A 24,855-nucleotide genomic window follows, 5' to 3' on the forward strand; every position below is an offset into this window, starting at 1 on the left:
GGACTTTTTCATCCTCAGGGCAAACTTCGTGATTTAGAGCTAATTTAACAACAACTTTGGAGGCAATTGGTAAGTGAAAGTAGTAGAATTTTTATCTTATTTGAAGGGTTTAGAGATTAAACTATGGTTGGAAGGCGAAAAACTTCGTTTTCAGGCTCCCAAAGGGGTTATGACCCCAGAAATCAAAGAAGAAATCGCCGCCAAAAAACCTGAAATTTTGGACTTTTTAAAAGCGGCCAAAATCCCAACTAATACTGTTGATTTAGAGATTATTCCCGTGTCACGGGATCAGGATTTACCCCTCTCTTTTGCTCAACAACGACTCTGGTTTCTGCATCAACTTTCTCCCGATAGTCATTCCTATAATCTGTTGGACGCTTTACGGTTAGAAGGAAACCTCAATCTGTTGGCTTTAGAACAAAGTCTCAGTGAACTGATTCGCCGTCACGAAATTTTAAGAACTACTTTTCCCATGATTGAAGGGCAACCAATTCAGCGCATTGCTCCCCCTTCCCCCGTAAGTTTACCCCTGGAAGATTTACAAGGTTCATCAAAGAATGAACAAACAGAACATCTGCAAGAAATAGCGATTGCTTTCTCCTTAAAACCCTTTAATCTAGCCAAGGAATCATTAGTCCAATTTAAGTTACTTAAACTGGGTTCTCAAGAGTATGTATTGCTGTTGAAGATGCACCATATTATTTACGATGGTTGGTCTTTGAGCATCTTCTTTGATGAATTATCTCAACTTTATGCGGCCTTTGTCCGGGGGTTGCCTTCCCCTCTCCCTGAATTATCGATTCAATACGCCGATTTTGCTGTATGGCAACGTCAATGGCTCACCGGTGAAGTCTTGGAACGTCAACTTAATTACTGGCAAAAACAGTTACAAGATGCACCTACTATTTTAGAATTGCCGACGGATTATCCCCGTCCCCCAATTCCTAGTTTCCGGGGTGATGGGCAGGTTTTTCGCCTGAATCAAGACTTAACGCAACGCCTCAAAAGGTTAAGTCAGGAGTCAGGAGCAACACTATTTATGACTTTACTGGCGGCTTTTTTTGTCCTAATTTCTCGTTATAGTGGTCAATTAGATGTTTTGGTAGGTTCTCCCATCGCTAATCGTAATAGTTCGGCAATTGAGAAATTAATGGGCTTTTTTGCCAATACTTTGGCTTTAAGGGGTGATATGTCGAGAAATCCGAGTTTTCTGGAGTTATTAGAACGAGTAAAGCAAACAACTTTATCAGCTTATGCTCATCAAGATTTGCCTTTTGAAATGTTAGTAGAAAAATTACAATTAAACCGAGATTTAAGTCACAATCCTTTGATACAGGTGATGTTCTCACTGCAAAATACTCCCCAATCTGAGGTCAGTTTATCTGGCTTAAAGATGGAGAGTTTGCCTTTATCTGTTGAGCTTAAAGCGCGATTTAATTTAGAGGTAAATTTTTGGGAAGTTTCTGATCGTTTAGAAGCGGTTTGGTGTTATAGTACGGATTTGTTTGCTGCCCCCACTATTAACCAAATGGGGCAACATTTTCAGAATCTCTTAACTGCGATTGCAGCTAATCCCAATATGGGAATTTTTCAGTTATCGATGTTAAGTGATGAAGAACGTTATCAATTGTTATCATTGTGGAACGAAACTCACACAGATTATCCCTCTGATAAATGTATTCATCAATTATTTGAAGAACAGGTAAAACGCACACCCGATGCGGTAGCAGTGGTATGTTCAGAGCAAAAATTAACCTACAATGAGTTAAATTGTCGTGCTAATCAATTAGCCCATTATTTGCGGAAATTAGGAGTAAAACCAGATGAATTAGTGGGGATTTGTCTAGAACGTTCTTTAGACATGATTGTGGGATTATTGGCTATTCTTAAAGTCGGTGGAGCTTATGTTCCTATTGACCCAGATTATCCCCAAGAACGCATTAGCTTCATGCTCCAAGATACCCAGGTTAAAATAATATTAACCTGCGAATCTTTACAAACTTCCTTGCCAAATCATCAGGCTATTGTTATCTGTTTAGATAAAGATTGGCAACAAATTAATCAAGCAAGTCAGGATAATCTGAACAGCACAGTTTCTGCGGATAATTTAGCCTACGTTATTTATACTTCTGGTTCTACAGGTAAACCTAAAGGCGTTGGGGTTATTCATCGTAGCGTTAACCGTCTTTTGTTTGGCGTAAATTACGCACATCTGGATGCAACACAAAGATTTTTACAAATGGCTCCCATTGCTTTTGACGCTTCTACCTTTGAGATTTGGGGTGCTTTATTACATGGTGCGAGATGTGTGATTTTTACGGAAGATATTCCTACCGCTACAAGTTTAAGAAATGCAATAGACAAACATGGCATTACTATTTTATGGCTAACGGCTGCTTTGTTCAATAAGATTATTGACGATAATTCCCAAGCTTTATCAGGAATTAAACAGCTACTAATTGGTGGAGAAGCACTTTCAGTTGCTCATGTTCATAAAGCACTGGAAACTTTGCCATTGACGCAAATTATTAATGGATATGGACCAACAGAAAGTACAACTTTTACCTGTTGCTATCCTATTCCTAAACAACTAGAGGCAACAATAAAGTCAATTCCCATTGGTTGTCCAATCTCCAACACACAGGTTTACATTTTAGATAACTATCTCCAACCTGTCCCGATTGGTGTAGTAGGAGAATTACATATTGCTGGTGCAGGATTAGCCAAAGGTTATCTCAATCGTCCCGAATTAACCCAAGAAAAATTTATTCCTAATCCTTTTGAGAAGGATGAAGTGATCCCCCCAATCCCCCTTAATAAGGGGGGCAATGAGCCGTCAAAATTATATAAAACGGGAGACTTAGCGCGTTATTTACCCGATGGTAATATTGAATATGTAGGACGGATTGACAATCAAGTAAAAATTCGCGGTTTCCGCATTGAATTGGGAGAAATTGAGGCCGTACTTAGTCAAAATCAGGCGGTACAGTCTTCTTGTGTGATTGTTCGTGAAGACAATCCCGGGGAAAAACAGTTAGTTGCCTATATTGTACCTAAGCTAGGAGTAAAGCTAACAAGTGGCGATTTGCGTCAATTTCTTAGCCATAAATTGCCCGGTTATATGGTTCCTGGTGCTTTTGTGCTGCTGGAGTCTTTCCCTTTAACAGCTAACGGAAAAATTGATCGCCGTGCGTTAAAAGCTCCTAGTAATACCAGTGATTCAGACAGATTTATTGAAGCGCGTAATCAGTTAGAATTAAACCTCGTGCAAATCTGGTCAAAAGTGCTAAAGATTGACAAAATTAGCGTGCATGATAACTTTTTTGACCTCGGTGGTCATTCCCTTTTAGCTCCTTATTTAATCACCCAAATTAAAGAACAGTTAGGCAAAGAAATTGCCGTAACTACAATATTTCAAAACCCAACTATTGAACAGTTAGCGACCATTATCCAAACCGATGCAGATTCCTCTAACCAGTCTTGTTTGGTTCCCATTCAACCCCAGGGTTCAAAGCCTCCTTTCTTCTGTGTTCCAGGCGCCGGGGGACGACCATTTTATTTTTACCATTTAGGACGTTGTTTAGGAAAAGATCAACCTTTCTACAGTTTTGAAAATGATCTCTATCAACAGTTTGGAGAAATCACTCGTATTGAGGATATAGCCAGTATTTATCTTCAAGCAATGCAGGATTTACAACCCCAAGGCCCCTACTTTTTGGGAGGACATTCCTACGGTGGTAATGTGGCTTTTGAAATGGCTCAACAGTTGGTTAATCAGGGTCAACAAGTGGCATTACTAGCAATAATTGATTCTTCAGCACCAACTTATAAAGATAAGCAAATTTTGCTAGATTATATTGATTGGGATCATGCGCGATGGTTAGCTGAAGTCAGCAAAGGTATCGAAGTTTATTTAGATAAAACCATCGATATTTCCTATGAAACTCTTCAACTCTTAACAGTGGAGGAACAATTAAGATACGCCTTAAACTTTTTTAAACTGGCTAATATGCTTCCTCCCAATGCGGAAACTAGGCAGCTTGAAAAAATTGTCCAAGCCTATAAAACTAGCTGTTTATGTCTGATTGATTATCTCCCTAAACAGATTTATCCTGGTAAAATTACGATTATACGGGCCAGGGAGGAATTAGCTGATGATCCAAATAAAGATTTAATAGCTGGAGATTGCGAGGATTCCTCTTTAGGCTGGAGTGAATTTTCTACAGAGCCAGTTGAGATTCATTTCGTACTAGGAAATCATGTCTCGATTATGGTGGAACCCCATGTCCAGATTTTAGCCGAAGAGTTAAAAGTTTGCCTTGAGATTTGATACCAAACCCGTTTTTAAGACTATGGTTAACTGCCAATTCAACTTGAAAAACTCAGTTATCAATTGTTTCTCTCCAATCTCCTGTATCTTTTAAACAGGATTTAATCTAAGAACTGACGATTTTCTACAAGTTGTGTGAATGGTAAGACTAATGTAAAATGCTGCAAGGCATCTGATTGCTAGACAGCCAATTTGTATTCTTTTGCCTTACCATGGATTTTATATGACTGAAATCCCGACCAACCAATCCAACTTAGTGATTTTAGGAGTCTCATCAATGACGGAAACTACTGAAACGGCCATTCCCAATGATTTTCTCGGAATTAATCCCACAGAAATCAACAAAAAACTTGTCTCCTGGGGAATTTCTCTGGATGAAGTTGTTCAAAAACTTGCTTCTCTGGGACTCCCCGGCATTATTTTCATTATTGCTGTTGCCGCATCCGGTGGTACTGCCTATCCGATGATTTACGCACTTTTTGGGTTAGGCGGTCCGCTGGGACTAATTGGTGGACTTGGGGTCTTAGGCCTCTCTACCATTATTGGCGACATTGTGACGGGTTATGGCATTGAGGCACTGCTTAAAACGGTCTATCTCAAACGTCGTGAAACAGAAACTCAAGAATATCTCATCAATGAGGTGGAAGGTTTGCCAATTTCTCAAGTTCTAAAACTTAACCTGAAAAAGGCTATTGAAGTAGAAATTGCTGCCGAAGAACCCATTGCTCCCAAAGAAGTCGAAATTGCTGAAGAGTAGTTGTGACTTGACTAAGCACTTTCTCCCCCCGCTGCCCTCACCGGCAAATTGACTTTTTCAGCAAACCCTAAATACAACAAAAAACCGCCATAAATCTTACTCCTGCTTGACTTATGGCGGTGGTTGTTTTCTGTGTGAATTACTGAAAGCAATCTTTAAATTAATTAACTATCTTCCCAGTCAGAAGGCCATTTCCAAGTCCAAACGGGAGCGGGTTCAGAATCGGGGGGGGAATCAGGAGTCGGAGCCTCGTCTTGGTCCGCAGATAAAAAACGAGCAAAGAAGGGGATTGCTTTACTTTGTTCGCTATTGGGATAATTCATGGTCGTTCCTAGTTTTGAGTAGCAGCTTTTTCAATATAGCTGCGATTACCCTGTGATAGTAACATATATTGCCGTCTTACTCAAGTCAAATCCTCACCTTACTCGCACTCCCATCGGTGACACTTATAGCGGTATTCAGAGTCATCAGGTACGCCAGTTTTCTTCCCTGTTCTCCGCTCCCCATTCCTAATTGAAAAGCGATAACTTCTGTCCCTGACCAGATATGATAATATAGATTGATGGTTATAGGTTAATTGATAAAAACTTTTTTTACCATTAAATTGGGCTGTTAGTTGAACCTCTCAGGGAAATTTATCGGTATCTAAGGTAAAAGGTGCGGCTCCTTTTTTTTTTCTATCGCCTCAGCCACGCGGTCAATATCTAGCACCTTAACAGCAGTTGGGCAAGCATTGCTATAACCCACTTCCCGCTCTACTAAGCCCAATCGTGTTAGACTAATGTAGTTTTTTGTCGAGAGATTTAAGTGAGTTTAACAATGGATAAAAATGAATGGATTAGTAGATTCGATGATTTAATTTGTAGTCCTTCGATTCGAGAGTTTTATGGTGAAAGAGAGTTTTTTAATGTCGGTTATTGGCTCTCCCATACCCAAGATCAACAGGAAGCATCCTGTACTCTGATGGAGAAACTTTTAGAATTTATTCCCAACAAACAGGGAACAATTCTTGACGTTGGCTGCGGTTTAGGAGCAACTACCCATTATCTTCTCAAATATTATCCATTGACAGCAATTGTAGGGATTAACATTTCTCCGACACAAATTGCCAGAAGTCTCTTGAATTTTCCCGAGGGTAAATTTCTGTTAATGGACGCGGTAGAGATGGATTTTGCTGATCATTCTTTTGAGCAAATTATTTGTGTAGAAGCGGCTTTTTATTTTAATACTAGACAGCAATTCCTCCGAGAAGCTTGGCGAGTATTAAAGCCGGGGGGAACCTTAATTCTCTCAGATCTGAGTTTTGCCACAACGGAACTTTTAGGGGATTGGACAGTTCCTCAAGCAAACACGGTCAAAGATAGGGCAGAGTATCAAAATCTTTATCAACAGGCAGGGTTTAAAGATGTTCAATTTGTCGAGGTGACGGAGGAGTGCTGGTTCAGACATTTTCGCCATCTTAAGTCTTGGTTAACAGAGGAATTGCAATCAGGAAAATTAGACGAAGAGACCTATAATTTAAACATTAAGCCTCTGGATAATTTGCTAAGTTCCTCGGTCATAACTTATTGGTTAGTTGCTGCTCAAAAACCAGTCAATATGCTGTAATAAGTAGGTAGATGTTAAAAATTGTCAGACACCCCTTTATTAAGGTAGCAGGGGGGATCGGCATCCCCCTTACCAAGGGGGGATTAAGGGGAGATCGAACCCAACATCTATCTTCAATTTAGTTGTCAGTTTTTCTTGAATTTTTGGAGACAAAAAAATGTTTGATTCCTTATCGGGTAAAAAAGTCGTTATTATTGGTGCAAGCTCCGGGATTGACCTAGCGATTGCTCAAAAATTGCTCTCCCTAGGGGCAAAAGTGGTGCTTTCCCATGCTTCTCAAGAGAAATTAGCTGCCGCCGTTGCCCTAATTTCCGGGGAGATTGAAGCCAAAACTGTTAATTTTTTACAAGAAGATTCTGTTAATACCTTTTTTGCAGAAATTGGCAACTTTGACCATTTAGTAGTCACCTCTCTGGGAGACAGAAATATGCCGCGAGCCTTATTAACTGAAATGACCACAGAAACGGCCCGGGGAGGTATGGAGAAATTCTGGGCAACCTTTTTAGCCGTGCGTGGCTCCCTGAAAACTTTGGCCAAGGACGGTTCTATTACCCTGACATCCAGCGTTACTATGTTCAAATATTCCAAAATGGGCGGAATTTCCGTCATAGCCGCCGCTAATAGTGCCGTAGCCGTATTTGGACGCGCCCTCGCCCTAGAAATCGCTCCTATTCGCGTTAACGTTGTTGCCCCCGGATTAATAGAAGATACAACTATCTGGAGCAGTCAAGGTGATTCAGAACGCTCGGACTTGAGCAAATGGGCGGTTTCTGCCCTACCTGTCGAACATTTAGGGCAACCCGAAGAAGTCGCCCTAGCAGTATTGAGTTTGATTATCAACCCCTATATGACAGGTGTGGTTTTACCTGTGGACGGTGGAGTTACTCTTTAAAAGAAATGGTGAAAAAAGACCGAGAAATCCTCGAGAACAAAAAATCTGGTGTCAGAGCAAAAAAGCGAAAATAACAAAGTGAGCAGAAAAATGCAGGAAAATTAATAAGTACCCTATCCCTTATAGGGATCTTTCTTAACAATTTTGTCAGTAAGTATTCTAACCCTTATCCTGACTTGATTTCAGTTTTTTCTTTGTCAGTAAGGGTGTCAACCAGGAATATTATAGATTGTTAATCGAGTTTTGAAAGCCCTGTGCTACAAAGGGTTAAAATGTTAAGAAAGATGTGACTAATGGATAAGACCGTATTCATAGTGATAGAGAGAGAAACGGTATATTAGAGAGATAATTTTTAATTTTTTCACTACTACCGAATCACCACCTTAAAATAATTAAGTAGGTAGGTGTTAAAAGTTGTCAGACACCCCCCTTATCAAGGGGTGCAGGGGGGATCCCCCGCCTATCGGCACCCCCCTTATCAAGGGGTGCAGGGGGGATCAGAGGCAAAATCTATCTTCAATTTAATTATAACTACTTACTTAACAGAAGTTATTCATAATAAGTGGCTTTCTTGGCTCTTCTAGTTTCTGTGTGGAAACGAGGTCTATACTGATAGTTTCTTCGGCAAAACAGCCATAAAAGTCTTGCCCGATAAGCATTTCACAATTCCATAAGCAAAAATTATTACACAAAGTCGAGAAGAGCCAATGAATCCACATCCGTATAACTTTGCTGCCTAGGTTTTGAGCGGTTGATCGAAGGACGAATATCTTTAACCAAAAAGTAAATCATGGAGGATTGCTAAACGCTGGTCATCTTCACGAACAATAGCACCATAATAATTTTTTTTATTCTCTAGCCAGAGTAATTCAAACTCGATCGCCTTTTGGAAAGCTAAACTAAAATTATCCAAAGCTTGGGGACAATCAAAGATAACTTTGCGCGTCTCGAATCGGTCAAAATGTCCTTGGCAGAACATTTTGAAAAACGGTAAAGAATCTAGTGATACTCCACCCCCAATAGCAACAGTCAAACCGGCAGCCTTAGCTTTTTTTGCCAAAGGTAAAGCCAGATCCAAAACTTGCTCGCTATTCACATCCCGGCGAGTTAATCCCAAAGAACAGGCTAAATCCATCCGTCCGATGACGATACCATGGAGAGATTTTATCTCTGGAATCGCCAACATTTCCTGAAAATTATCACAGGCAGTAATCGTTTCGATATTAACCAATAACTCCACATCTTCCACCCCTTGATCAGCTAAAATCCTCCTAGCTGCCCGCAGATATTTTTGTAAAGCGTAGGCTGTTTCTACCATGGGAGCAATCAAGCGATCGACTCCTAAATTAACCGCATCAAAGATATCTCTGATCGCTTCGCAACCAGCGATTTTCAGATTAAAATCCACCCCCGCTTGCAGACTAATTTCTTTCAACCGCATCGCTTCCGTCAGTCGGGTTCCTTCCGTCTCGAATTCCGCTTTTACCCCTAAAACATGGTGATCTTCCCTGAGTTCTCTTAACAGTTGCACCATTTTTTTTTCTAAGCAATTCATGTTTTTAATCGTTCAAAATTGGTAACTGCTAGAGGAGCCTTGTTGATTATAGCCCATCTGCGAAAAGCCGATAGCTGAGGACTAGAAGACCATAAAAATACCCTAAACAAGAGGACAAAGGCGACAAAATACTGGCATAATAAGCAAGGCCGTCTGATTTTTTTCTGGCCACATCCTTTCTATACTACATTCGTAATATAAGTAATTCTCTAGTTAGACTATGCGAACTCACTACTGTGGCGACCTTAGCGCGATCGAAATTGAAAAAAGTGTCACCCTCTTCGGTTGGGTCGATCGCCGTCGCGATCACGGTGGCGTTATTTTTATTGATCTGCGGGATCGCAGTGGTATTGTCCAGATCGTCAGTGATCCCCAACGAACCCCCGCTTCCTACCCCATCGCTGAAACCGTCAGAAACGAGTATGTCCTCAAGGTGACGGGAACAGTCAGTCAACGGCCCCCCGAATCCCTTAACCCGCGCATTGCCACCGGAGAAATCGAAATTTACGCCACTAGCATCGAGATTCTCAACGGGGTTACTAAACAACTGCCTTTTGTCGTCTCCAGTTCCGAAAGTGAATCAGTCCGGGAAGATGTGCGCTTGCGATACCGCTATCTAGACCTACGCCGGGAGCGTATGAGTCAGAATTTACAACTACGTCACCAAGTTGTCAAGGAAATGCGCCGTTTTCTCGAAGATGAACAGCATTTTATCGAAGTGGAAACGCCAATTTTAACTCGATCGACTCCCGAAGGAGCGCGGGATTATCTGGTTCCTTCCCGTGTCAACCCCGGCCAATGGTACGCTTTACCCCAATCACCGCAACTATTTAAGCAATTATTAATGGTGTCGGGAATGGATCGCTACTATCAAATCGCTCGCTGTTTCCGCGATGAAGATCTGCGTGCTGATCGTCAACCGGAATTTACTCAGTTGGATATGGAGATGAGTTTTCTCTCCTTAAGCGAGATTTTAGCCCTCAATGAGGCTTTGATCGCTCATATCTTCAAAAAAGTCAAAAATATCGATATAAGCCTCCCCCTGCCCCGTTTAACCTATGCTGAGGCTATGGATCGCTATGGGGTTGATCGCCCCGATACCCGTTTTGGCTTGGAATTGGTCAATGTGGCGGAGATTTTTGCCGATTCGGGATTTAAGGTGTTTTCAGGTGCGATCGCTAGTGGGGGAACGGTGAAAGTTTTACCGATTCCCAACGGTAACGAGGCGATTTCTAACGTCAGAATCAAACCGGGTGGGGATTTATTCAAAGAAGCCACCGATGCGGGTGCGAAGGGAATCGCCTACATCCGCGTGCGCGAGGACTACGATTTTGATACCATCGGTGCGATTAAAGATAACCTGACAGAGGCACAAAAACAGGCTTTAATCGAGAAGACTGGCGCAAAACCGGGGCATCTGCTCTTATTTGGGGCGGGAGATACCGATACAGTCAATAAATCCCTATCCCGCCTACGCCTAGTTTTAGGGGAACAATTGGGATTAATTGATCCGGAGAAAATCAACCTCCTCTGGGTGACGGATTTCCCGATGTTTGAATACAACGCCGAGGAAAAACGCCTAGAAGCATTGCATCATCCCTTTACTGCCCCCAATCCCGAAGATTTAGACGATCTAGCCCACGCTCGCGCCCTAGCCTACGATATGATTTTTAATGGTATTGAAATCGGTGGCGGCAGTTTGCGGATCTATCAACGGGAAGTACAGGAAAAAGTCTTCGCTACCATCGGTCTGTCCCCAGAGGAAGCCTATAATAAATTCGGCTTTTTGTTAGAAGCTTTTGAATACGGAACCCCTCCCCACGGTGGTATCGCCTACGGTTTAGATCGCTTGGTGATGTTGTTAGCAGGAGAAGAATCGATTCGCGATGTGATTGCTTTCCCGAAAACCCAGCAAGCTAGTTGTTTACTCACTTCTGCACCTTCAACAGTGGCAGCCAAGCAATTAAAGGAATTATCCGTTGCTTCTACCTACAAACCGCCATCCTAAGATTAGGGTGGGCATTGCCCACCTAATTTTTGCAAGTCTGTTGACACTAAGTTAAATTCTTTTCTGCTACAAAGTCCTCCCAGCACTGCACACCACCCGAAAACCGACATGGTAGTAGCCGAAGTCGCGGCGGAGGTAATTGAGGCGGCAAGCGGAACGGCAGTAATACGGATTGTCGAACCAAGAACCGCCCCGCAGAGGAGAAGAATTATCATTCCCATTTTGCACCCAGACGCTGCCATCCGTCGGCGCACCGTCATAATTACCATGAAAGGTATCGGCGCACCATTCCCAGACATTGCCGTGCATATCGTACAGTCCGAAGGCGTTTGGGGGAAACTGTCCCACGGGAGTCGTATCTGGTCGATACTCTCCCTTCGCTTGTTCTGCGTAGGTATTGCTGGCACAGTAGTTGGCCAATTCCCCCGTAATGGTTTCCCCAAAGTAAAATGGGGTGGTGGTTCCAGCACGACAGGCGTACTCCCATTCCGCCTCACTGGGAAGTCGGTATTCCCCTCCCGTTAGTTTAGATAATCTCGCGCAGAACTCGACGGCATCGTACCAGTTGACTTTTTCCACGGGACGGCGATCGCTATCGGAACGGTCTTTGGAACTGGCTGGGTTGTGGTTAAGGTCTTTTTCAACTTTTAAATCCTGGCGGTCGGCGATTGCTTTCCACTGGGCCTGGGTGATAGGATATTTACCCAGGTCGAAGGGTTTAATCGTTACTTCATGTTGTGGTCTTTCCCTTCTAAATCCTTCCCAACGCAATTTTTTAACCAGTCTTTCGATTTCCTCATCTTCCGTTCCCATCGTGAATGTTCCCCCCGGTATGGCAACCATTTCTAGGGTGATGTCGCTGCCCAAATCTTCCCTGAAATATTGGGACTGTTTCGACTCTTTGTTAATTTGCTCACCCTTCGCATTTACTCCCACCACCTCAAAGTTAAATACTGATAACGGTGGAGTGACGATTACGGGTTTTTTTGGCTCTTCTGGTTCAGGATTGAACTGATGGGTAATTGCTCTTTCTAGTTGCTCAAATCCGTCTTCTTTCCAATAATCAAGCCGGTGAATATCTCGCAGCTTCAAGCCAACTTCTGCACTTCGCAGATCAGGAATTTCGCATTCTTCTAACCTCATAGGAATAAAAAAAATTGTCCCCGGTGGCATCTCTCCCAAGATATCAAGTGCAATCCTCAACTCCCGTTGGATGTATCCCTGCTTATTAGCCGATTTCCCTGACAGACAGGCGAGAAAAATCTGACTAGCTTCAATCGCTTTCGGAATTTCATCTCGCCCAATTTGACCCGGAATCAGGTCTTTTTCATCCAACCAAGGTTTATATCCCGCTTGCTTGAGGCGCTCATGCAGTGCCAAAACTACTGGTTTGTCCTCACTAGCGTGAGCTAGGAAAATTTGGATATCTGACTTTTTCATAACTTTTTCTTATGACCACAAGTAGGGGAGAGCCAGATTAACTGGCAGAAAATCTCTAAATAGGGCTTGCTGAAAAAGTACGGGCGAAGCATTCGGATAGAAAATCTCCAGTTTCACCGATAGGTTATTGCCCGAATGCTTCGCCCCTACAGGACGCGGGCCGATGAAGACGCAAGGTTTTGAAGGACGATTCTCTCAAAATCTGGCACCTGTTTCAAGAGAAGAGCCACAAAACCCTTACCTTGCCTACATTTCACATTTATTCAGCCAACCCTAAATAAACCATTTAATTGATTATTACTCATTCTTAATTCTCCTGTCTCGGAGTCTCCTAACGACCGGCTCCACCAACAAACTTTTTCAGCAAACCCTAGTTAATTATTTTTAGCTAGTTGACTAACAACCCATGCTCTTAAATTCTTTTCTGCCCTCACTTAATCCTCTTTAGCAGTGGCTAAAAATTCCTAGAGTTTAGTTTTGGGAACTAGGGGAAAAGTGCAGGGTAAGCGCATCTTAACAATCCTTGACAATTGTTAAGCAAAAATCGACCAAATGGGTCGAGTTCGCCCCTACAAAATCGACCCGCCTAAGGGCGGGAAAGAAAAGAAAAAAGAAAAAATAGGGAATGAGGGTAAAAGGGGAAAAAGGAAAAAGGGTTAGAGAGTTCTCCCGAAAACGCAGGCTACCCGAAAACCGTAATTGTTGATGCGGTTGACGCGGCGGAAGTAGTAGTCGTAGCGAATCGCGGAACGGCAGTAAGTAGGATTGTAGCCCCAGGAACCGCCCCGCAGAGGAGAACGATTATCATTACCATTTTCTATCCAGACACTGCCATCCGTCGGCGCACCGTCATAGTTATCGTGCCAAGTATCGGCGCACCACTCCCGGACATTGCCGTGCATATCGTACAGTCCAAAGGCGTTTGGGGGAAATTGTCCCACGCGAGTTGTTTCGTTTCGATATTCTCCGTTCGGTTCATCGGCGTAGGTATTACTGGCATTGTAGTTAGCCAATTCCCCCGTAATGGTTTCCCCAAAGTAAAACGGGGTGGTGGTTCCAGCACGACAAGCGTATTCCCATTCCGCTTCACTCGGTAGTCGGTATTCCCGAACCGTTAGTTTTGATAATCTCGCACAGAACTCGACGGCATCGTACCAGTTGACTTGTTCTACGGGACGGCGATCGCTATCGGGACGGTCTTTAAAATAGGCTGGCTTGAAATCAAGGTCTTGTTTAACTTTTAAATCCGTGCGAGAGGCGATCGCTTTCCACTGGGCCTGGGTGATGGGGTATTTACCCATAAAGAAGGGTGGGACAGTTACTTCATGTTGTGGTCTTTCCCTTCTAAATCCTTCCCAATTAAATTTTTTAACCAGTCTTTCGATTTCCTCATCTTCTGTTCCCATCAGGAAAGTTCCCCCCGGAATGGCGACCATTTCTAAGGTGATGCCTTTGCCCAGATCTTCCCTGAAATATTGGGACTGTTTCGACTCTTTTTTGATTTGCTCACCCTTCGCATTTACTCCCACCACCTCAAAGTTAAATACTGATAACAGTTGTTTTGGCTCTTCCGGTTCAAGCTTGAACTGATAGCCAATTGCTCTTTCTAGTTGCTCAAATCCGTCTTCTTGCCAATAATCAAGCCGGTGAATATCTTGCAGATTCAAGCTAACTTCTGCAAGTCGCAGATCAGGAATTTCGCATTCTTCTAACCTCATGGGAATAAAAAAAATTGTCCCCGGTAGCATCTCTCCCAAGGTATCAAGTGCAATCCTCAACTCCCGTTGGATGTATCCCTGCTTATTAGCTGATTTCGCTGACAGACAGGCGAGAAAAATCTGACTAGCTTTAATCGCTTTCGGAATTTCATCTCGCCAAATTTGACCCGGAATCAGGTCTTTTTTATCCAACCAAGGTTTATATCCCGCTTGCTTAAGGCGCTCATGCAGTGCCAAAACTGCTGGTTTGTCCTCACTAGCGTGAGCTAGGAAAATTTGAATCTCTGACTTTTTCATAACTTTTTCTTATGACCACAAGTAGGGGAGAGCCAGATTAACTGGCAGAAAATCTCTAAATAAACCATTTAATTAATTATTACTCATTCTTAATTCTCCTGTCTCCTGACTCCTGACTCCTGACGACCGGCTCCTAACCCCTAACCCCACCAACAAACTTTTTGCCGCAAACCCTAGTTAATTATTTTTAGCTAGTTGACTAACAACCCATGCTCTTAAATTCTTTTCTGCCCTCACTTCATCCTCTTTAGCAGTGGCTAAAAATTCATAGAGTTTAGTTTTCGGAACTAGGGGAAAAGTGGGACTAAATTCTTCTTCCTGATAAACCCCCTTTTCTAACCGATAAATGCGCCAGATTTGTCCATTAAAACGCCATAATTCCGGCACTCCCAAACGGGCATAAAGTGCTAATTTATTAATATCCGTGTGGGTTATATCCACTTCCACCACTAAATCTGGGGGCGGATCTTCAGTTAAATTAATCCTTTTTCCTAGCACTTTAGCTTGATTTTGAATATAGTAAGCATTGTCAGGTTCTGCCCCTCGTTCTAAATCTTCCCTAGCTAGAGTTGTGGAACCCAGACTTTTAATTTTTAAACCCGATTCTACCACCAAAATCCGAATAAATAATCCGATTAATTCTCGGTAAAACTCGTGTTCTTCTAAGGGCATAGTAATCTCTAAAGTACCACGATCATAAAATAAATGGGCGCGATTATTTTCCCCTAGGGCCTGTAAAATTTGCTGATAGGATAACCAACTGAGATGATTAAAAACTACCCGTTTTTCGCCCCTAATTTGCTCAGTATTTAACTCCAGAGGAACTGTCACCATAATTACCTCAACTTTCAGCTAGTTGACTAACAACCCATGCTCTTAAATTCTTTTCTGCCCTCACTTCATCCTCTTTAGCAGTAGCTAAAAATTCATAGAGTTTAGTTTTGGGAACTAGGGGAAAAGTGGGACTAAATTCTTCTTCCTGATAAACCCCATTTTCTAACCGATAAATGCGCCAGATTTGTCCATTAAAACGCCATAATTCTGGCACTCCCAAACGGGCATAAAGTGCTAATTTATTAATATCCGTGTGGGTTATATCCACTTCCACCACTAAATCTGGGGGCGGATCTTCAGTTAAATTAATCCTTTTTCCCAGCACTTTGGCTTGATTTTGAATGTAGTAGGCATTATCCGGTTCTGCTCCTCGCTCTAAATCTTCCCTAGCTAGAGTTGTGGAACCCAGACTTTTAATTTTTAAACCCAATTCAGACACCAAAAAATAGATAAAACGTCCGATTAATTCTCGATAAAACTCGTGTTCTTCTAGGGGCATAGTAATCTCTAAAGTGCCACGATCATAAAATAAATGGGCGCGATTATTTTCCCCTAGGGCCTGTAAAATTTGCTGATAGGATAACCAATTGAGATGATAAAAAGTAACCCGTCTTTCTGCCCGGATTTCGCTAGTATTTAACTCCAGAGGAACTGTCACCATAACTGCCCCGAAAAGCGAAATTTATGCCCAAAAAAGGGGGTTGACTCACCCCCTGATCATCTTAATTAAACCAGTGCCGGAACCTGGGGCCAACGCCCAATCGTCTTACCAATGACCGCTAACTCCCGCGTTAACTGGTCGAACCGGTCGGGAGTCAAGGATTGCGGCCCATCGGATAGGGCCTTGGCTGGGTTAGGATGCACCTCGATCATCAAGGAATCGGCCCCAGCTGCCAGGGAAGCCATGGCCATGGTCGGTACATATTCCCATTTACCCGTACCGTGGCTAGGATCGATCATGATCGGCAGGTGGGTTAAAGTTCTTAAAACGGGAATACAGGATAAATCTAGGGTATTGCGAGTATATTTACTGTCAAAGGTGCGGATACCGCGTTCGCAGAGAATGACATTGCTATTTCCTGCCGCGAGGATATATTCTGCCGCCATCAACCAATCTTCAATAGTGGCCGCCATGCCGCGCTTGAGTAGGACTGGTTTCGGTTGCGCCCCAACTTTTTTCAAGAGGGAAAAATTCTGCATATTGCGCGCCCCCACTTGCACCACGTCGGCTATTTCGACAATCTTATCGAGATCCGCCGCGTCCATTACTTCCGTGATAATACCCAAACCACTGGCATCTCTAGCCGCCGCTAGTAATTCTAAAGCGCTTTCCCCGTGACCTTGGAAAGCATAGGGAGAAGTGCGGGGTTTGTAGGCACCACCCCGGAGGAATTGCGCTCCAGCCGCCGCCACTCGTTTGGCAGTTTCCACGATCATCGCTTCATTTTCCACCGAACAGGGGCCGGCGACAATGCTAACGGTATGATTTCTGCCGATGGGGATAACACCGTTAGGAGTGGGGACTAAAACCTCGCTGTATTCCCCGTGACGGTATTCTAAAGAGGCGCGTTTGAAGGGTTGTTCGACTCGCAGGACGGTTTCGATCCAAGGGCTTAATTCTTGGATTTGTAGGGGGTCTAATTCCCTGGTTTCTCCGACTAAACCGATGACAACTTTATGCTTACCGACGATTTTTTCAGGACTTAATCCCCATGCCTCGAATTCGGCACTGACGCGCTCGATTTCAATTTCCGGGGAACCAACTTTCATGACAATAATCATGGCATTAACCCTTTATTTTTTCCTTTAATCTCTATTGTTGACGATTTCTAGAGGTTATCTATTTTTCTTCCACTTCTTTTTTGCCGGACCGCCAAGCAGCGATCGTTCTGCCAAAATTAGCTTGAAATTCTTGCCATCCTAGCCAATCCCCCACCCGATCCTCGTCCCAAGAAGCGGAGAAGATGCCATAACTCAGACCGATAAAACCTAGACCAAATAGGCTTAAACTGACGAGCATGGCGACGTAGGAAGGGATTTCGAGAAGATTGTGGCTAATAATCCAGTAGAAGCCAAAAAAGGAAGTTATCCCCAATACTGTCGGAATGCCACAAAATACCGCCATCCGTTTGGCCATCCGCTGACTGACCGCTTGCGGAATTGCCTTTAAGCTGGTTTCCTCGGAGCGATTTTTTATCGGCGGTGGCACGGGACTAGGGGCAATTTTCGGGGTTTTTCGCTTATTTTGGCGCGGCTCAAAGGGAAGACGCTCTTTTTTCTCCGTCGATTTCGATTCAGAGGCCATGGTAGGGATGCAAAGGGGGTAAGCTTAACGGCGAATTCCGAGACGACCAATCAGGGTTTGATAACGTTGTTGATCTTTCTTCTGAATATAGGTTAACAGTCCCCGACGACGACCGATCATCTGGAGTAATCCCCGACGGGAAGCGTGGTCTTTCGGGTTAGCTTTCAGGTGTTCGGTCAGTTGGTTGATTCTCTCGGTTAAGAAAGCTACCTGTAACTCCGATGATCCTGTATCGGTTTCGTGGGCCTGATATTGGCTGATTAGTTCTTGTTTTTTGGTCTGGGTTAAGGCCATAGGACTCGTGATCTCTGCTTAAACACTGCAATCTATTATAGTATCACGTTTCTGGTCGATCCGTAAACATTGTTCGGGAGATAGGGTGATGAGACAGCTTCCCAATCTCCCCAATTCCCCAATTCCCCAATTCCCCATTGCCGCAAATCATGGCAAAATCTTAGACATAGCGTCTAACTTACCCTGAAGATTCCATGCTGTTAAAATCCACGACCCGTCATATTCGCATTTATACGGCTGAAGTAAAAAATAATCAATTAATCGAGAGTAACAATGTTTTGACTCTTGATGTGGATCCCGATAATGAATTTAATTGGGAAGAAGTAGCTCTCAATAAGGTTTATAGTAAGTTTGATGAATTGGTAGAGTCCTACAATGGGGAAGAACTGAGCGAATATAATCTCCGTCGCATCGGTTCAGATCTGGAACATTTTATCCGTTCTCTCCTGCAAAAAGGCGAAATCAGCTATAATCTCAATGCCAGGGTCCAGAACTATAGTATGGGTTTACCGAAATTAGGGTGAACGATCCCGCGTCAGTCCCCACCCGGACACCTAGGCAGGTGGGGAATTTGCATCGCAGCAATGAGGAATTTCACGAATTGGGGTGAGGGAACAATGGCTCTTCTAGGTTCTGTGTGATAAGTTTAACTTACATAGGATCGATCTTTGTGTCCTTTGTGTCTTTGTGGTTAGTTCCACCCCCGCGCTAGGGGGAATATATCTTAGAGTACATTTTACCCACCAAATCCAAGAGATAAGTGGTCGTGCAAAATTAATTTCCTAGTCGAGACGGTTGAGGGGAGATAGCTATCAGGGATCGAATTTGAGTTTTCAGTTCGCTGTTCACTGTTTACTGATCACTGAAAAGCTCCCCACTCCCCTTAGCTCCACCCAATCTGGGGAAATTAAACTTTTACCACGTTGCTAAAAGAGATTTTCAGGTAATCATCCTCCATTTTTGCTCCGGAAGGTTTCAGGGCTGCCAAAGCTTGGGGTAAAACTAAATTACGACGGTGATTACCAATGCGAATATTTAACTCGTCTCCAGTTTTATTTAGTTGTATCTGTTCCTTTGGTATGCCGGGTAAATATAACTCCAAACTGTAATTATTTTCCTGTTGAACTACCCGAATGGTGTTTTCGTGGTAATAAACCTTAGTCGGATCTTCCCCGGCGAAAAGAGTTTCTTTCAGTCTTTCTAAAGCGGGTAAACCACACATTTCTTCGGAGTAGAGAGGAACCTCCTTAACCGGTAAGGGATGAAAATTATCGTAAATTTCCTGTTTATAACCCTGTTGATTTTCTTTCCAACGAGCAAAGAAAGGATCGGTTACTTTGTCGGGAATAATCCGATTAGCAATAATCAAATCGGTAGAAACATTATAGAGACTTAGATAGGCATGGGCGCGTAAAGACTCCTTAATCACCATTTTTTCGGGGTTTGTCACCAAACGTACCGAGGTTTGAGTATTATCGGTCAAAACCTTTTCCAAAGCCTCGATCTGCTCATAAAACTCGTAGGGAGCGTCCATAACTTCCTTGTCCGGTAGGGAAAAACCGGCGATCGGTCGAAAAAAAGGTTCCACCAGTGGTCGCAATGCCACCGACATTCCCTGTAAAGGTTTGTAAAATCTTCTCATGTACCAACCGCCCACCTCTGGCAAACTCAGCAATCGTAAAGCTGTCCCCGTGGGTGCGGAATCGATAATCAACACATCATAAGTACCCTCATCGTAGTGGCGTTTCATGCGAACTAAGCCGAAAATCTCATCCATTCCGGGTAAAATCGCTAATTCTTCCGCTTGCACTCCATCTAAACCCCTAGCTTGCAATACCTGAGTAATATAACGTTTTACTGCGCCCCAGTTGCCTTCTAACTCCATTAGTGCATCTAATTCTGCTCCCCAAAGATGGGGACGTACCAAACGAGGATCGTGACCTAATTCGAGATCGAAACTGTCAGCGAGAGAGTGAGCGGGATCGGTGCTGAGAACTAGGGTTTTATAGCCAAGTTCGGCGCAGCGGAGTCCTGTAGCGGCGGCGACGGAGGTTTTACCCACGCCTCCTTTACCGGTCATGAGAATTACACGCATGGGGGCTGATTCTAAGAAAGTTTACATTACTTATTCTTATTATGACGGGAAAGTTAACAAATTGAGGACAAGAATCAGCATTCTCGGCTATAAAATTCCACTCCCTGACCATCACTCCGGGGAATTAGGCTCTGTTCAAAAAATTGCTGACAGCGATTTTCGGCATCAGCGACGAGAACTTTGGCAAAATGACCGTTTTCGAGAACTTCTTGCCTCGGACGTTGTTCGTAGGCATAGATAATCAAAATATCTCCGGGTTGACAGAGCAGCGCAGCACCACCGTTAGGGCAAATTTCCCCGGTTTGGCCAGGAAAAACGTAGGTGGAAAAGCGCTTACCATTGCTAAGATTGACCACATCCACCTCTTCAAGGGGCAAAATACCGACCCGCTCAATCAATTCTCGATCGATAGTGATACTGCCGACATAATCGACGTTAGCCTCGCTGACGCGCACTCGATGGAGTTTGGCGTGCATTAATCGAATTGTTCCCATGTATTTTTTCCTATTTCCCCCAATTACCTCAATTATTATGCTCTCCCAGTGGGAATGTTTACTAAAAAATCTCGGTCAATGGCAAGGTTCTTTTACTCGTCTGTCTCCCCAAGGCGACTTGATCGAAGATACCCCGACTTTGGTATCTTTGCAAGGCATTAATAATAATCAATCGATTCGTCAATTGGTTCGCCGTCTCTACAGCGATCGAGAGCCGGAAAATTTAATTTTAGAGTATAGTTCTCTGCATCAGGGTATTCTATTTAGCCAGACGGGAGCTTTTTGTCAAGGTTCTCTATATTTTAGTAGTTTTTCCTCACAATTCGGAGCAGAATTTGGCTTAATCTCTGGAGAAAGACGATTAAGAATCATACAGTTATTTAATGAACGCTGTGAGTTCGATCGCTTGACTTTAATTCGGGAAAAGTTAGTTGATTCTCAGTCACCAGAAAGACCGATGTTAACGGTGGAGCAATTACTGGGTCAATGGCGAGGACAAGCAGTGACAACGGGACGGGATTTTTATAATTCTGCTGCCTATTCTACCCATATCTCGATCGAGCGTCAGGGGGATAATTATCTCTCGCAAACTTTGACTTTTGGTGATCATCAAATCACTTCTAGCGCTCGTATTGAGGGACAAAGATTGTTGTTTGAAAATAGTCAGCTGCTGGTGCAAATTCTGATGCTGCCCGATGGAGCTTCCTGTAATACACCTCTGAAAATTACTGCTGGTCATCCTTTTGTTTTAGAGGTGGGTTGGTTGCTTTCTCCTACTCAAAGACAGCGCCTAATTCGTTCTTATGATCAGAAGGGAGAATGGACAGGTATTACTCTGGTGACGGAGGAAAAAGAAAACTATTAGACTATTATCTATTATAAGTACCTAAGCAAAATTAATTACACATTTTGATAAAGCTCTTGCCTTTTGCCTTTTGCCTATCTTCACTAGAAAATTTATTTTGCATGACTACTTACTATAGCAGTTTTCATTAGAATGAGCCATAGGCAAGGGGCTTAAACCCTTTGTTGGCAAAACTTGTCGATACCTTAGTGATGTGAAAAGTGCTATATTAAGTTCCAGTCTATTATACTAATACACTAGCCCCCTACTCCTCACCTAAGGGAAGATTTTTGATTTTTGCAAGAGGTCTCATCAAGAGAGCCATCTTTTTTCTAACCATGCCAGGACACTTTGAACATCCGCCACTTTTTCTCCTTCAGGTACAGGTGGACGTTGTACCATGACCACGGTTATTCCCAACTCTCTAGCGGCGATAATTTTGGCGTAAGTGGCATCACCGCCGCTATTTTTACTCACGATCGCCCCAATCTTATATTCTTGTAAAAGAGAGCGCTCTGACTGCAAGGAAAAAGGCCCTCGTTCCAACAATAATTTTCCAATCGGTACGATGACATCTGGTTCTGGCGGGTCAATCATCCGCATCAAAAACCAGATATTGTTTAAGTGTGCATAACTTGCCAGTTCTTGCCGACCAATAGTGAGAAATATCCTCGGTGCTAACTCTGGTAAAATATTCGCCGCCGCTTGATTGTTTTCTACTTCAATCCAATTATCTCCAGATACTTTTTCCCAAGCTGGACGACTTAACATTAATCGAGGAATACCACAATCCGAGGCGGCTTGAGCGGCATTAAAGGAAATTTGTGCGGCAAAGGGATGGGTAGCATCAATTAAACAATCAATGCCTTCTTGCCGCAGATAATTGGCTAACCCAGTGGCACCACCAAACCCCCCCCGGCGAGAGGGAGTTGTGAAAGTAATCGGTTCTCTCGTGCGACCGGCAAAGGAAGCGATGGCATCTATACCCGGAATTGCCGCAATTTTAGCCGCTAATACCGCCGCTTCCCCTGTTCCCCCTAAAATCAGCACTCTTTTATTTTTAGTCATCTAGCAATCGCCAAAAGGCTTCCACTGATATTCGGCCAACCCTAATTAACTTAACAATATAATCCCTGAATCCACTGCCATTCTTGGGCTAATCCTTCGGCTAAAAAGACTTGGGGATTATAACCTAGAATAGTACGCGCTTTGGTGACATCGGCGGCGGTGTGACGGGCATCTCCCCGGGCCAATCCTTGATGCAGTCGCTCGATCGGTTTACCGATGACTTTTTCCATGGTATCCAAGACATCCAGCAAAACCACGCGACTACCACCACCAATATTAAACACCTCACCCAACGCTTCCGGCACTACAGCAGCGGCTAAATTAGCGGCTACAGCATCGCTAATGAAGGTAAAATCGCGGGTTTGTTTTCCATCACCGTAGATGCCAATCGGTTTACCTGCGATCGCGGCTTGAAAAAACTTATGGAAAGCCATATCGGGACGTTGCCGCGGTCCATAAACGGTGAAATAACGCAAGGCAGTGACGGGAACGTTAAAATTCTGGTGGTATAGCCAACAGAGTCTTTCTGCCGCTAATTTGGTGATGCCGTAGGGTGAAACTGGTTGGGGACAAAGGGTTTCCGGAGTCGGCATCGTTTCCGCATTGCCATACACCGAGGAAGTGGAAGCAAAAACCATCCGTTGTAAAGAAGGGGTTTCCTTAGCGGCCTCAAGGATAATTTGAGTAGCATTTATATTCCTTTCGGTATATTGACGAAATCCATCACCCCAGCTTGCTCTGACTCCTGCTTGGGCTGCCTGATGGAATAATACTTCTACTCCTTGCAACAGTTGTCTCCAGTCGAGGGATTGTATATCCGCTTCAATTAACTTAAATTCGGGATATTTTGCTAGAATATGGGCATTTTGGCGCTTTAAACTGGGGTCGTAATAATCGTTAAATTGATCGATACCGATCACCTGATCTCCTTGTTCTAAAAGCTTTTCTGCCAAGCTAGAACCTATAAAACCCGCGACACCAGTAACAATATGAGTAGCCATTTAATCCTAGTCGTTGATATTTTGTATCGATTGTAATCATTTTTGTTCTTTTTACCGCAATTAATTTCCGCCGTCCGCTGTCAGCTTTTAGGGATCAAAATCGATAGATTAGATCTCTTGCAAAAATCAAAAATCTTTCCTTAGGTGAGGAGTCACGAGCCAGTAGTCATACTAAATCCGTTGAGTACAGGCTAGTTATGAGGAGAGGCAAAAGGCAAAGGGGAATAAATAATCAGTTTTTAATAACTGGATTTAGTATCAGTAGTCAGGAGAATTAAGAATGATCATTAATCAATTAAATGCTCTATTCAGGGATTTTATGCAATTTTATGCCTATTCTTCTCATTTTTAAACTATCAAAAATTAATTATGCAAGAACTCTAATGTTTACAGATAGTTCTAACAATCCAAAAAAAGACTTCAGGATGATCAATCCAAAATTATCAAATCATCGCCTAATTCAGCAACGCTTATCATAATTCTAACAACAAAAAAGCACCCCCTCGCGGGAGTGCCTTTTCGTTCAGACTAGGAATTAACCATTGATAGCGGGAGCAATCAGAGCTAGGGGAGCCTGTTCACCACTAGCTAAGTCTAAGGGGAAGTTGTGAGCGTTGCGCTCGTGCATTACTTCCATACCGATACCAGCGCGGTTCAGCACATCGGCCCAAGTACCGATTACACGACCTTGAGAATCGAGAATCGACTGGTTGAAGTTGAAACCGTTGAGGTTAAACGCCATGGTGCTAACACCCATTGCCGTAAACCAGATACCGATTACCGGCCAAGCACCTAAGAAGAAGTGCAGAGAGCGGCTGTTGTTGAAAGAAGCGTATTGGAAGATTAAACGTCCGAAGTAACCGTGAGCGGCAACGATGTTGTAGGTTTCTTCCTCTTGACCGAATTTGTAACCGTAGTTCTGAGATTCGATTTCAGTGGTTTCACGCACTAAGGAAGAAGTTACTAACGAACCGTGCATCGCGGAGAACAAGGAACCGCCGAACACACCGGCAACACCTAACATATGGAAGGGGTGCATCAGAATGTTATGTTCTGCTTGGAACACGAACATAAAGTTAAAGGTTCCAGAGATTCCTAAAGGCATACCATCAGAGAAAGAACCTTGTCCGATGGGATAGATTAAGAATACAGCAGTAGCGGCGGATACAGGTGCCGAGTAAGCGACACAAATCCAGGGACGCATTCCTAAACGGAAAGACAGTTCCCACTGACGACCGAGGTAGCAGAAGACACCTAGTAAGAAGTGGAAAATGACTAACTGGTAGGGACCACCGTTGTATAACCACTCATCTAA

Annotated in this window: 21 protein-coding genes and 2 pseudogenes; 7 read left to right on the forward strand and 16 right to left on the reverse strand. The window is 43.4% G+C overall.

What is annotated here, in order from left to right; all coding sequences use genetic code 11:
- Positions 1–73: 73 nt before the first annotated feature.
- Together EWV60_RS07435 and EWV60_RS07440 are read left to right on the forward strand one after the other, a co-directional pair.
- Complete coding sequence (locus tag EWV60_RS07435) at positions 74–4,330, forward strand: non-ribosomal peptide synthetase (RefSeq protein ID WP_287231702.1); 4,257 nt, start codon at positions 74–76, stop codon at positions 4,328–4,330.
- A gap of 277 nt (positions 4,331–4,607) precedes the next feature.
- Complete coding sequence (locus EWV60_RS07440; RefSeq protein WP_002750783.1) at positions 4,608–5,087, forward strand: hypothetical protein; 480 nt, start codon at positions 4,608–4,610, stop codon at positions 5,085–5,087.
- 164 nt (positions 5,088–5,251) lie between these two features.
- Here the strand turns inward: EWV60_RS07440 and EWV60_RS07445 are convergent, their stop codons facing one another.
- Both EWV60_RS07445 and EWV60_RS23150 read right to left on the reverse strand, forming a co-directional pair.
- On the reverse strand, positions 5,252–5,410 hold the full coding sequence (locus EWV60_RS07445) for a microviridin/marinostatin family tricyclic proteinase inhibitor (RefSeq protein ID WP_002750786.1): 159 nt from the start codon (positions 5,408–5,410) through the stop codon (positions 5,252–5,254).
- 212 nt (positions 5,411–5,622) lie between these two features.
- A pseudogene (locus EWV60_RS23150) lies at positions 5,623–5,834 on the reverse strand (MvdC/MvdD family ATP grasp protein); the annotation flags it as partial.
- Between the two features lie 72 nt (positions 5,835–5,906).
- Between EWV60_RS23150 and EWV60_RS07450 the strand changes: the two are divergent.
- Both EWV60_RS07450 and EWV60_RS07455 read left to right on the forward strand, forming a co-directional pair.
- Complete coding sequence (locus EWV60_RS07450; protein ID WP_287231703.1) at positions 5,907–6,695, forward strand: class I SAM-dependent methyltransferase; 789 nt, start codon at positions 5,907–5,909, stop codon at positions 6,693–6,695.
- Between the two features lie 157 nt (positions 6,696–6,852).
- Entirely contained in the window at positions 6,853–7,587 is a 735-nt protein-coding gene (locus EWV60_RS07455; protein WP_287231704.1) for an SDR family oxidoreductase, read from the forward strand.
- A gap of 772 nt (positions 7,588–8,359) precedes the next feature.
- Here EWV60_RS07455 and EWV60_RS07460 read toward each other — a convergent pair.
- Positions 8,360–9,142 carry an aldolase/citrate lyase family protein gene (locus tag EWV60_RS07460; protein WP_287231705.1) on the reverse strand — a complete coding sequence of 261 codons (783 nt, stop codon included), beginning with the start codon at positions 9,140–9,142 and terminating at the stop codon, positions 8,360–8,362.
- Between the two features lie 220 nt (positions 9,143–9,362).
- Between EWV60_RS07460 and aspS the strand changes: the two genes are divergently transcribed.
- Complete coding sequence (gene aspS / locus EWV60_RS07465) at positions 9,363–11,150, forward strand: aspartate--tRNA ligase (RefSeq protein ID WP_002741863.1); 1,788 nt, start codon at positions 9,363–9,365, stop codon at positions 11,148–11,150.
- Positions 11,151–11,216: 66 nt separating this feature from the next.
- On the opposite strand, the gene EWV60_RS07470 is transcribed toward aspS, so the two are convergent.
- The 8 genes and pseudogenes from EWV60_RS07470 to rpsO all read right to left on the reverse strand — a co-directional run bounded on the left by EWV60_RS07470 (position 11,217) and on the right by rpsO (position 18,038).
- A complete protein-coding gene (locus tag EWV60_RS07470; protein WP_287231706.1) occupies positions 11,217–12,590 on the reverse strand; it encodes an SUMF1/EgtB/PvdO family nonheme iron enzyme in 1,374 nt (457 codons plus the stop codon).
- Positions 12,591–12,964: 374 nt separating this feature from the next.
- A pseudogene (locus EWV60_RS23155) lies at positions 12,965–13,087 on the reverse strand (Uma2 family endonuclease); the annotation flags it as partial.
- Between the two features lie 159 nt (positions 13,088–13,246).
- Positions 13,247–14,605, reverse strand: a complete 1,359-nt coding sequence (locus tag EWV60_RS07475; RefSeq protein ID WP_287231707.1) for an SUMF1/EgtB/PvdO family nonheme iron enzyme — start codon at positions 14,603–14,605, stop codon at positions 13,247–13,249.
- A 177-nt stretch (positions 14,606–14,782) separates the two neighbouring features.
- A complete protein-coding gene (locus EWV60_RS07480; RefSeq protein ID WP_287231708.1) occupies positions 14,783–15,439 on the reverse strand; it encodes a Uma2 family endonuclease in 657 nt (218 codons plus the stop codon).
- A gap of 7 nt (positions 15,440–15,446) precedes the next feature.
- Positions 15,447–16,100 (reverse strand): Uma2 family endonuclease, encoded by a 654-nt coding sequence (locus tag EWV60_RS07485; RefSeq protein ID WP_287231709.1) that lies wholly within the window; start codon positions 16,098–16,100, stop codon positions 15,447–15,449.
- Between the two features lie 65 nt (positions 16,101–16,165).
- A complete protein-coding gene (gene aroF / locus EWV60_RS07490) occupies positions 16,166–17,221 on the reverse strand; it encodes a 3-deoxy-7-phosphoheptulonate synthase (protein ID WP_002739223.1) in 1,056 nt (351 codons plus the stop codon).
- Between the two features lie 58 nt (positions 17,222–17,279).
- On the reverse strand, positions 17,280–17,744 hold the full coding sequence (locus EWV60_RS07495) for a PAM68 family protein (protein ID WP_002738795.1): 465 nt from the start codon (positions 17,742–17,744) through the stop codon (positions 17,280–17,282).
- 24 nt (positions 17,745–17,768) lie between these two features.
- Positions 17,769–18,038: a 30S ribosomal protein S15 gene (gene rpsO / locus EWV60_RS07500; RefSeq protein ID WP_002738807.1), complete on the reverse strand. Its 270-nt coding sequence runs from the start codon at positions 18,036–18,038 to the stop codon at positions 17,769–17,771.
- A 194-nt stretch (positions 18,039–18,232) separates the two neighbouring features.
- Between rpsO and EWV60_RS07505 the strand changes: the two genes are divergently transcribed.
- Positions 18,233–18,562 (forward strand): NAD(P)H-quinone oxidoreductase subunit M, encoded by a 330-nt coding sequence (locus EWV60_RS07505; protein ID WP_002738864.1) that lies wholly within the window; start codon positions 18,233–18,235, stop codon positions 18,560–18,562.
- Between the two features lie 383 nt (positions 18,563–18,945).
- Here the strand turns inward: EWV60_RS07505 and EWV60_RS07510 are convergent, their stop codons facing one another.
- Both EWV60_RS07510 and panD read right to left on the reverse strand, forming a co-directional pair.
- Positions 18,946–20,133: a TRC40/GET3/ArsA family transport-energizing ATPase gene (locus tag EWV60_RS07510; protein WP_287231710.1), complete on the reverse strand. Its 1,188-nt coding sequence runs from the start codon at positions 20,131–20,133 to the stop codon at positions 18,946–18,948.
- A 74-nt stretch (positions 20,134–20,207) separates the two neighbouring features.
- The gene (gene panD / locus EWV60_RS07515; protein WP_103113020.1) at positions 20,208–20,627 is read right to left on the reverse strand and encodes an aspartate 1-decarboxylase; all 420 of its coding nucleotides are present in this window, start codon (positions 20,625–20,627) and stop codon (positions 20,208–20,210) included.
- Between the two features lie 37 nt (positions 20,628–20,664).
- Here panD and EWV60_RS07520 point away from each other — a divergent pair, with 37 nt between their 5' ends.
- Complete coding sequence (locus tag EWV60_RS07520; protein ID WP_287231716.1) at positions 20,665–21,492, forward strand: DUF3598 family protein; 828 nt, start codon at positions 20,665–20,667, stop codon at positions 21,490–21,492.
- Positions 21,493–21,783: 291 nt separating this feature from the next.
- Here the strand turns inward: EWV60_RS07520 and EWV60_RS07525 are convergent, their stop codons facing one another.
- From EWV60_RS07525 to EWV60_RS07535, 3 genes are all read right to left on the reverse strand, one after another.
- Positions 21,784–22,539 carry a cobalt-precorrin-6A reductase gene (locus EWV60_RS07525; protein ID WP_287231711.1) on the reverse strand — a complete coding sequence of 252 codons (756 nt, stop codon included), beginning with the start codon at positions 22,537–22,539 and terminating at the stop codon, positions 21,784–21,786.
- A gap of 50 nt (positions 22,540–22,589) precedes the next feature.
- Positions 22,590–23,540 (reverse strand): NAD-dependent epimerase/dehydratase family protein, encoded by a 951-nt coding sequence (locus tag EWV60_RS07530; protein WP_016514763.1) that lies wholly within the window; start codon positions 23,538–23,540, stop codon positions 22,590–22,592.
- A gap of 535 nt (positions 23,541–24,075) precedes the next feature.
- Positions 24,076–24,855, reverse strand: a 780-nt coding sequence (locus EWV60_RS07535) for a photosynthetic reaction center family protein (RefSeq protein WP_287231712.1), incomplete at its 5' end; no start/stop codon positions are given.

This window comes from Microcystis sp. Msp_OC_L_20101000_S702, from assembly GCF_007095705.1.
GTDB classification, from domain to species: domain Bacteria; phylum Cyanobacteriota; class Cyanobacteriia; order Cyanobacteriales; family Microcystaceae; genus Microcystis; species Microcystis ichthyoblabe_A.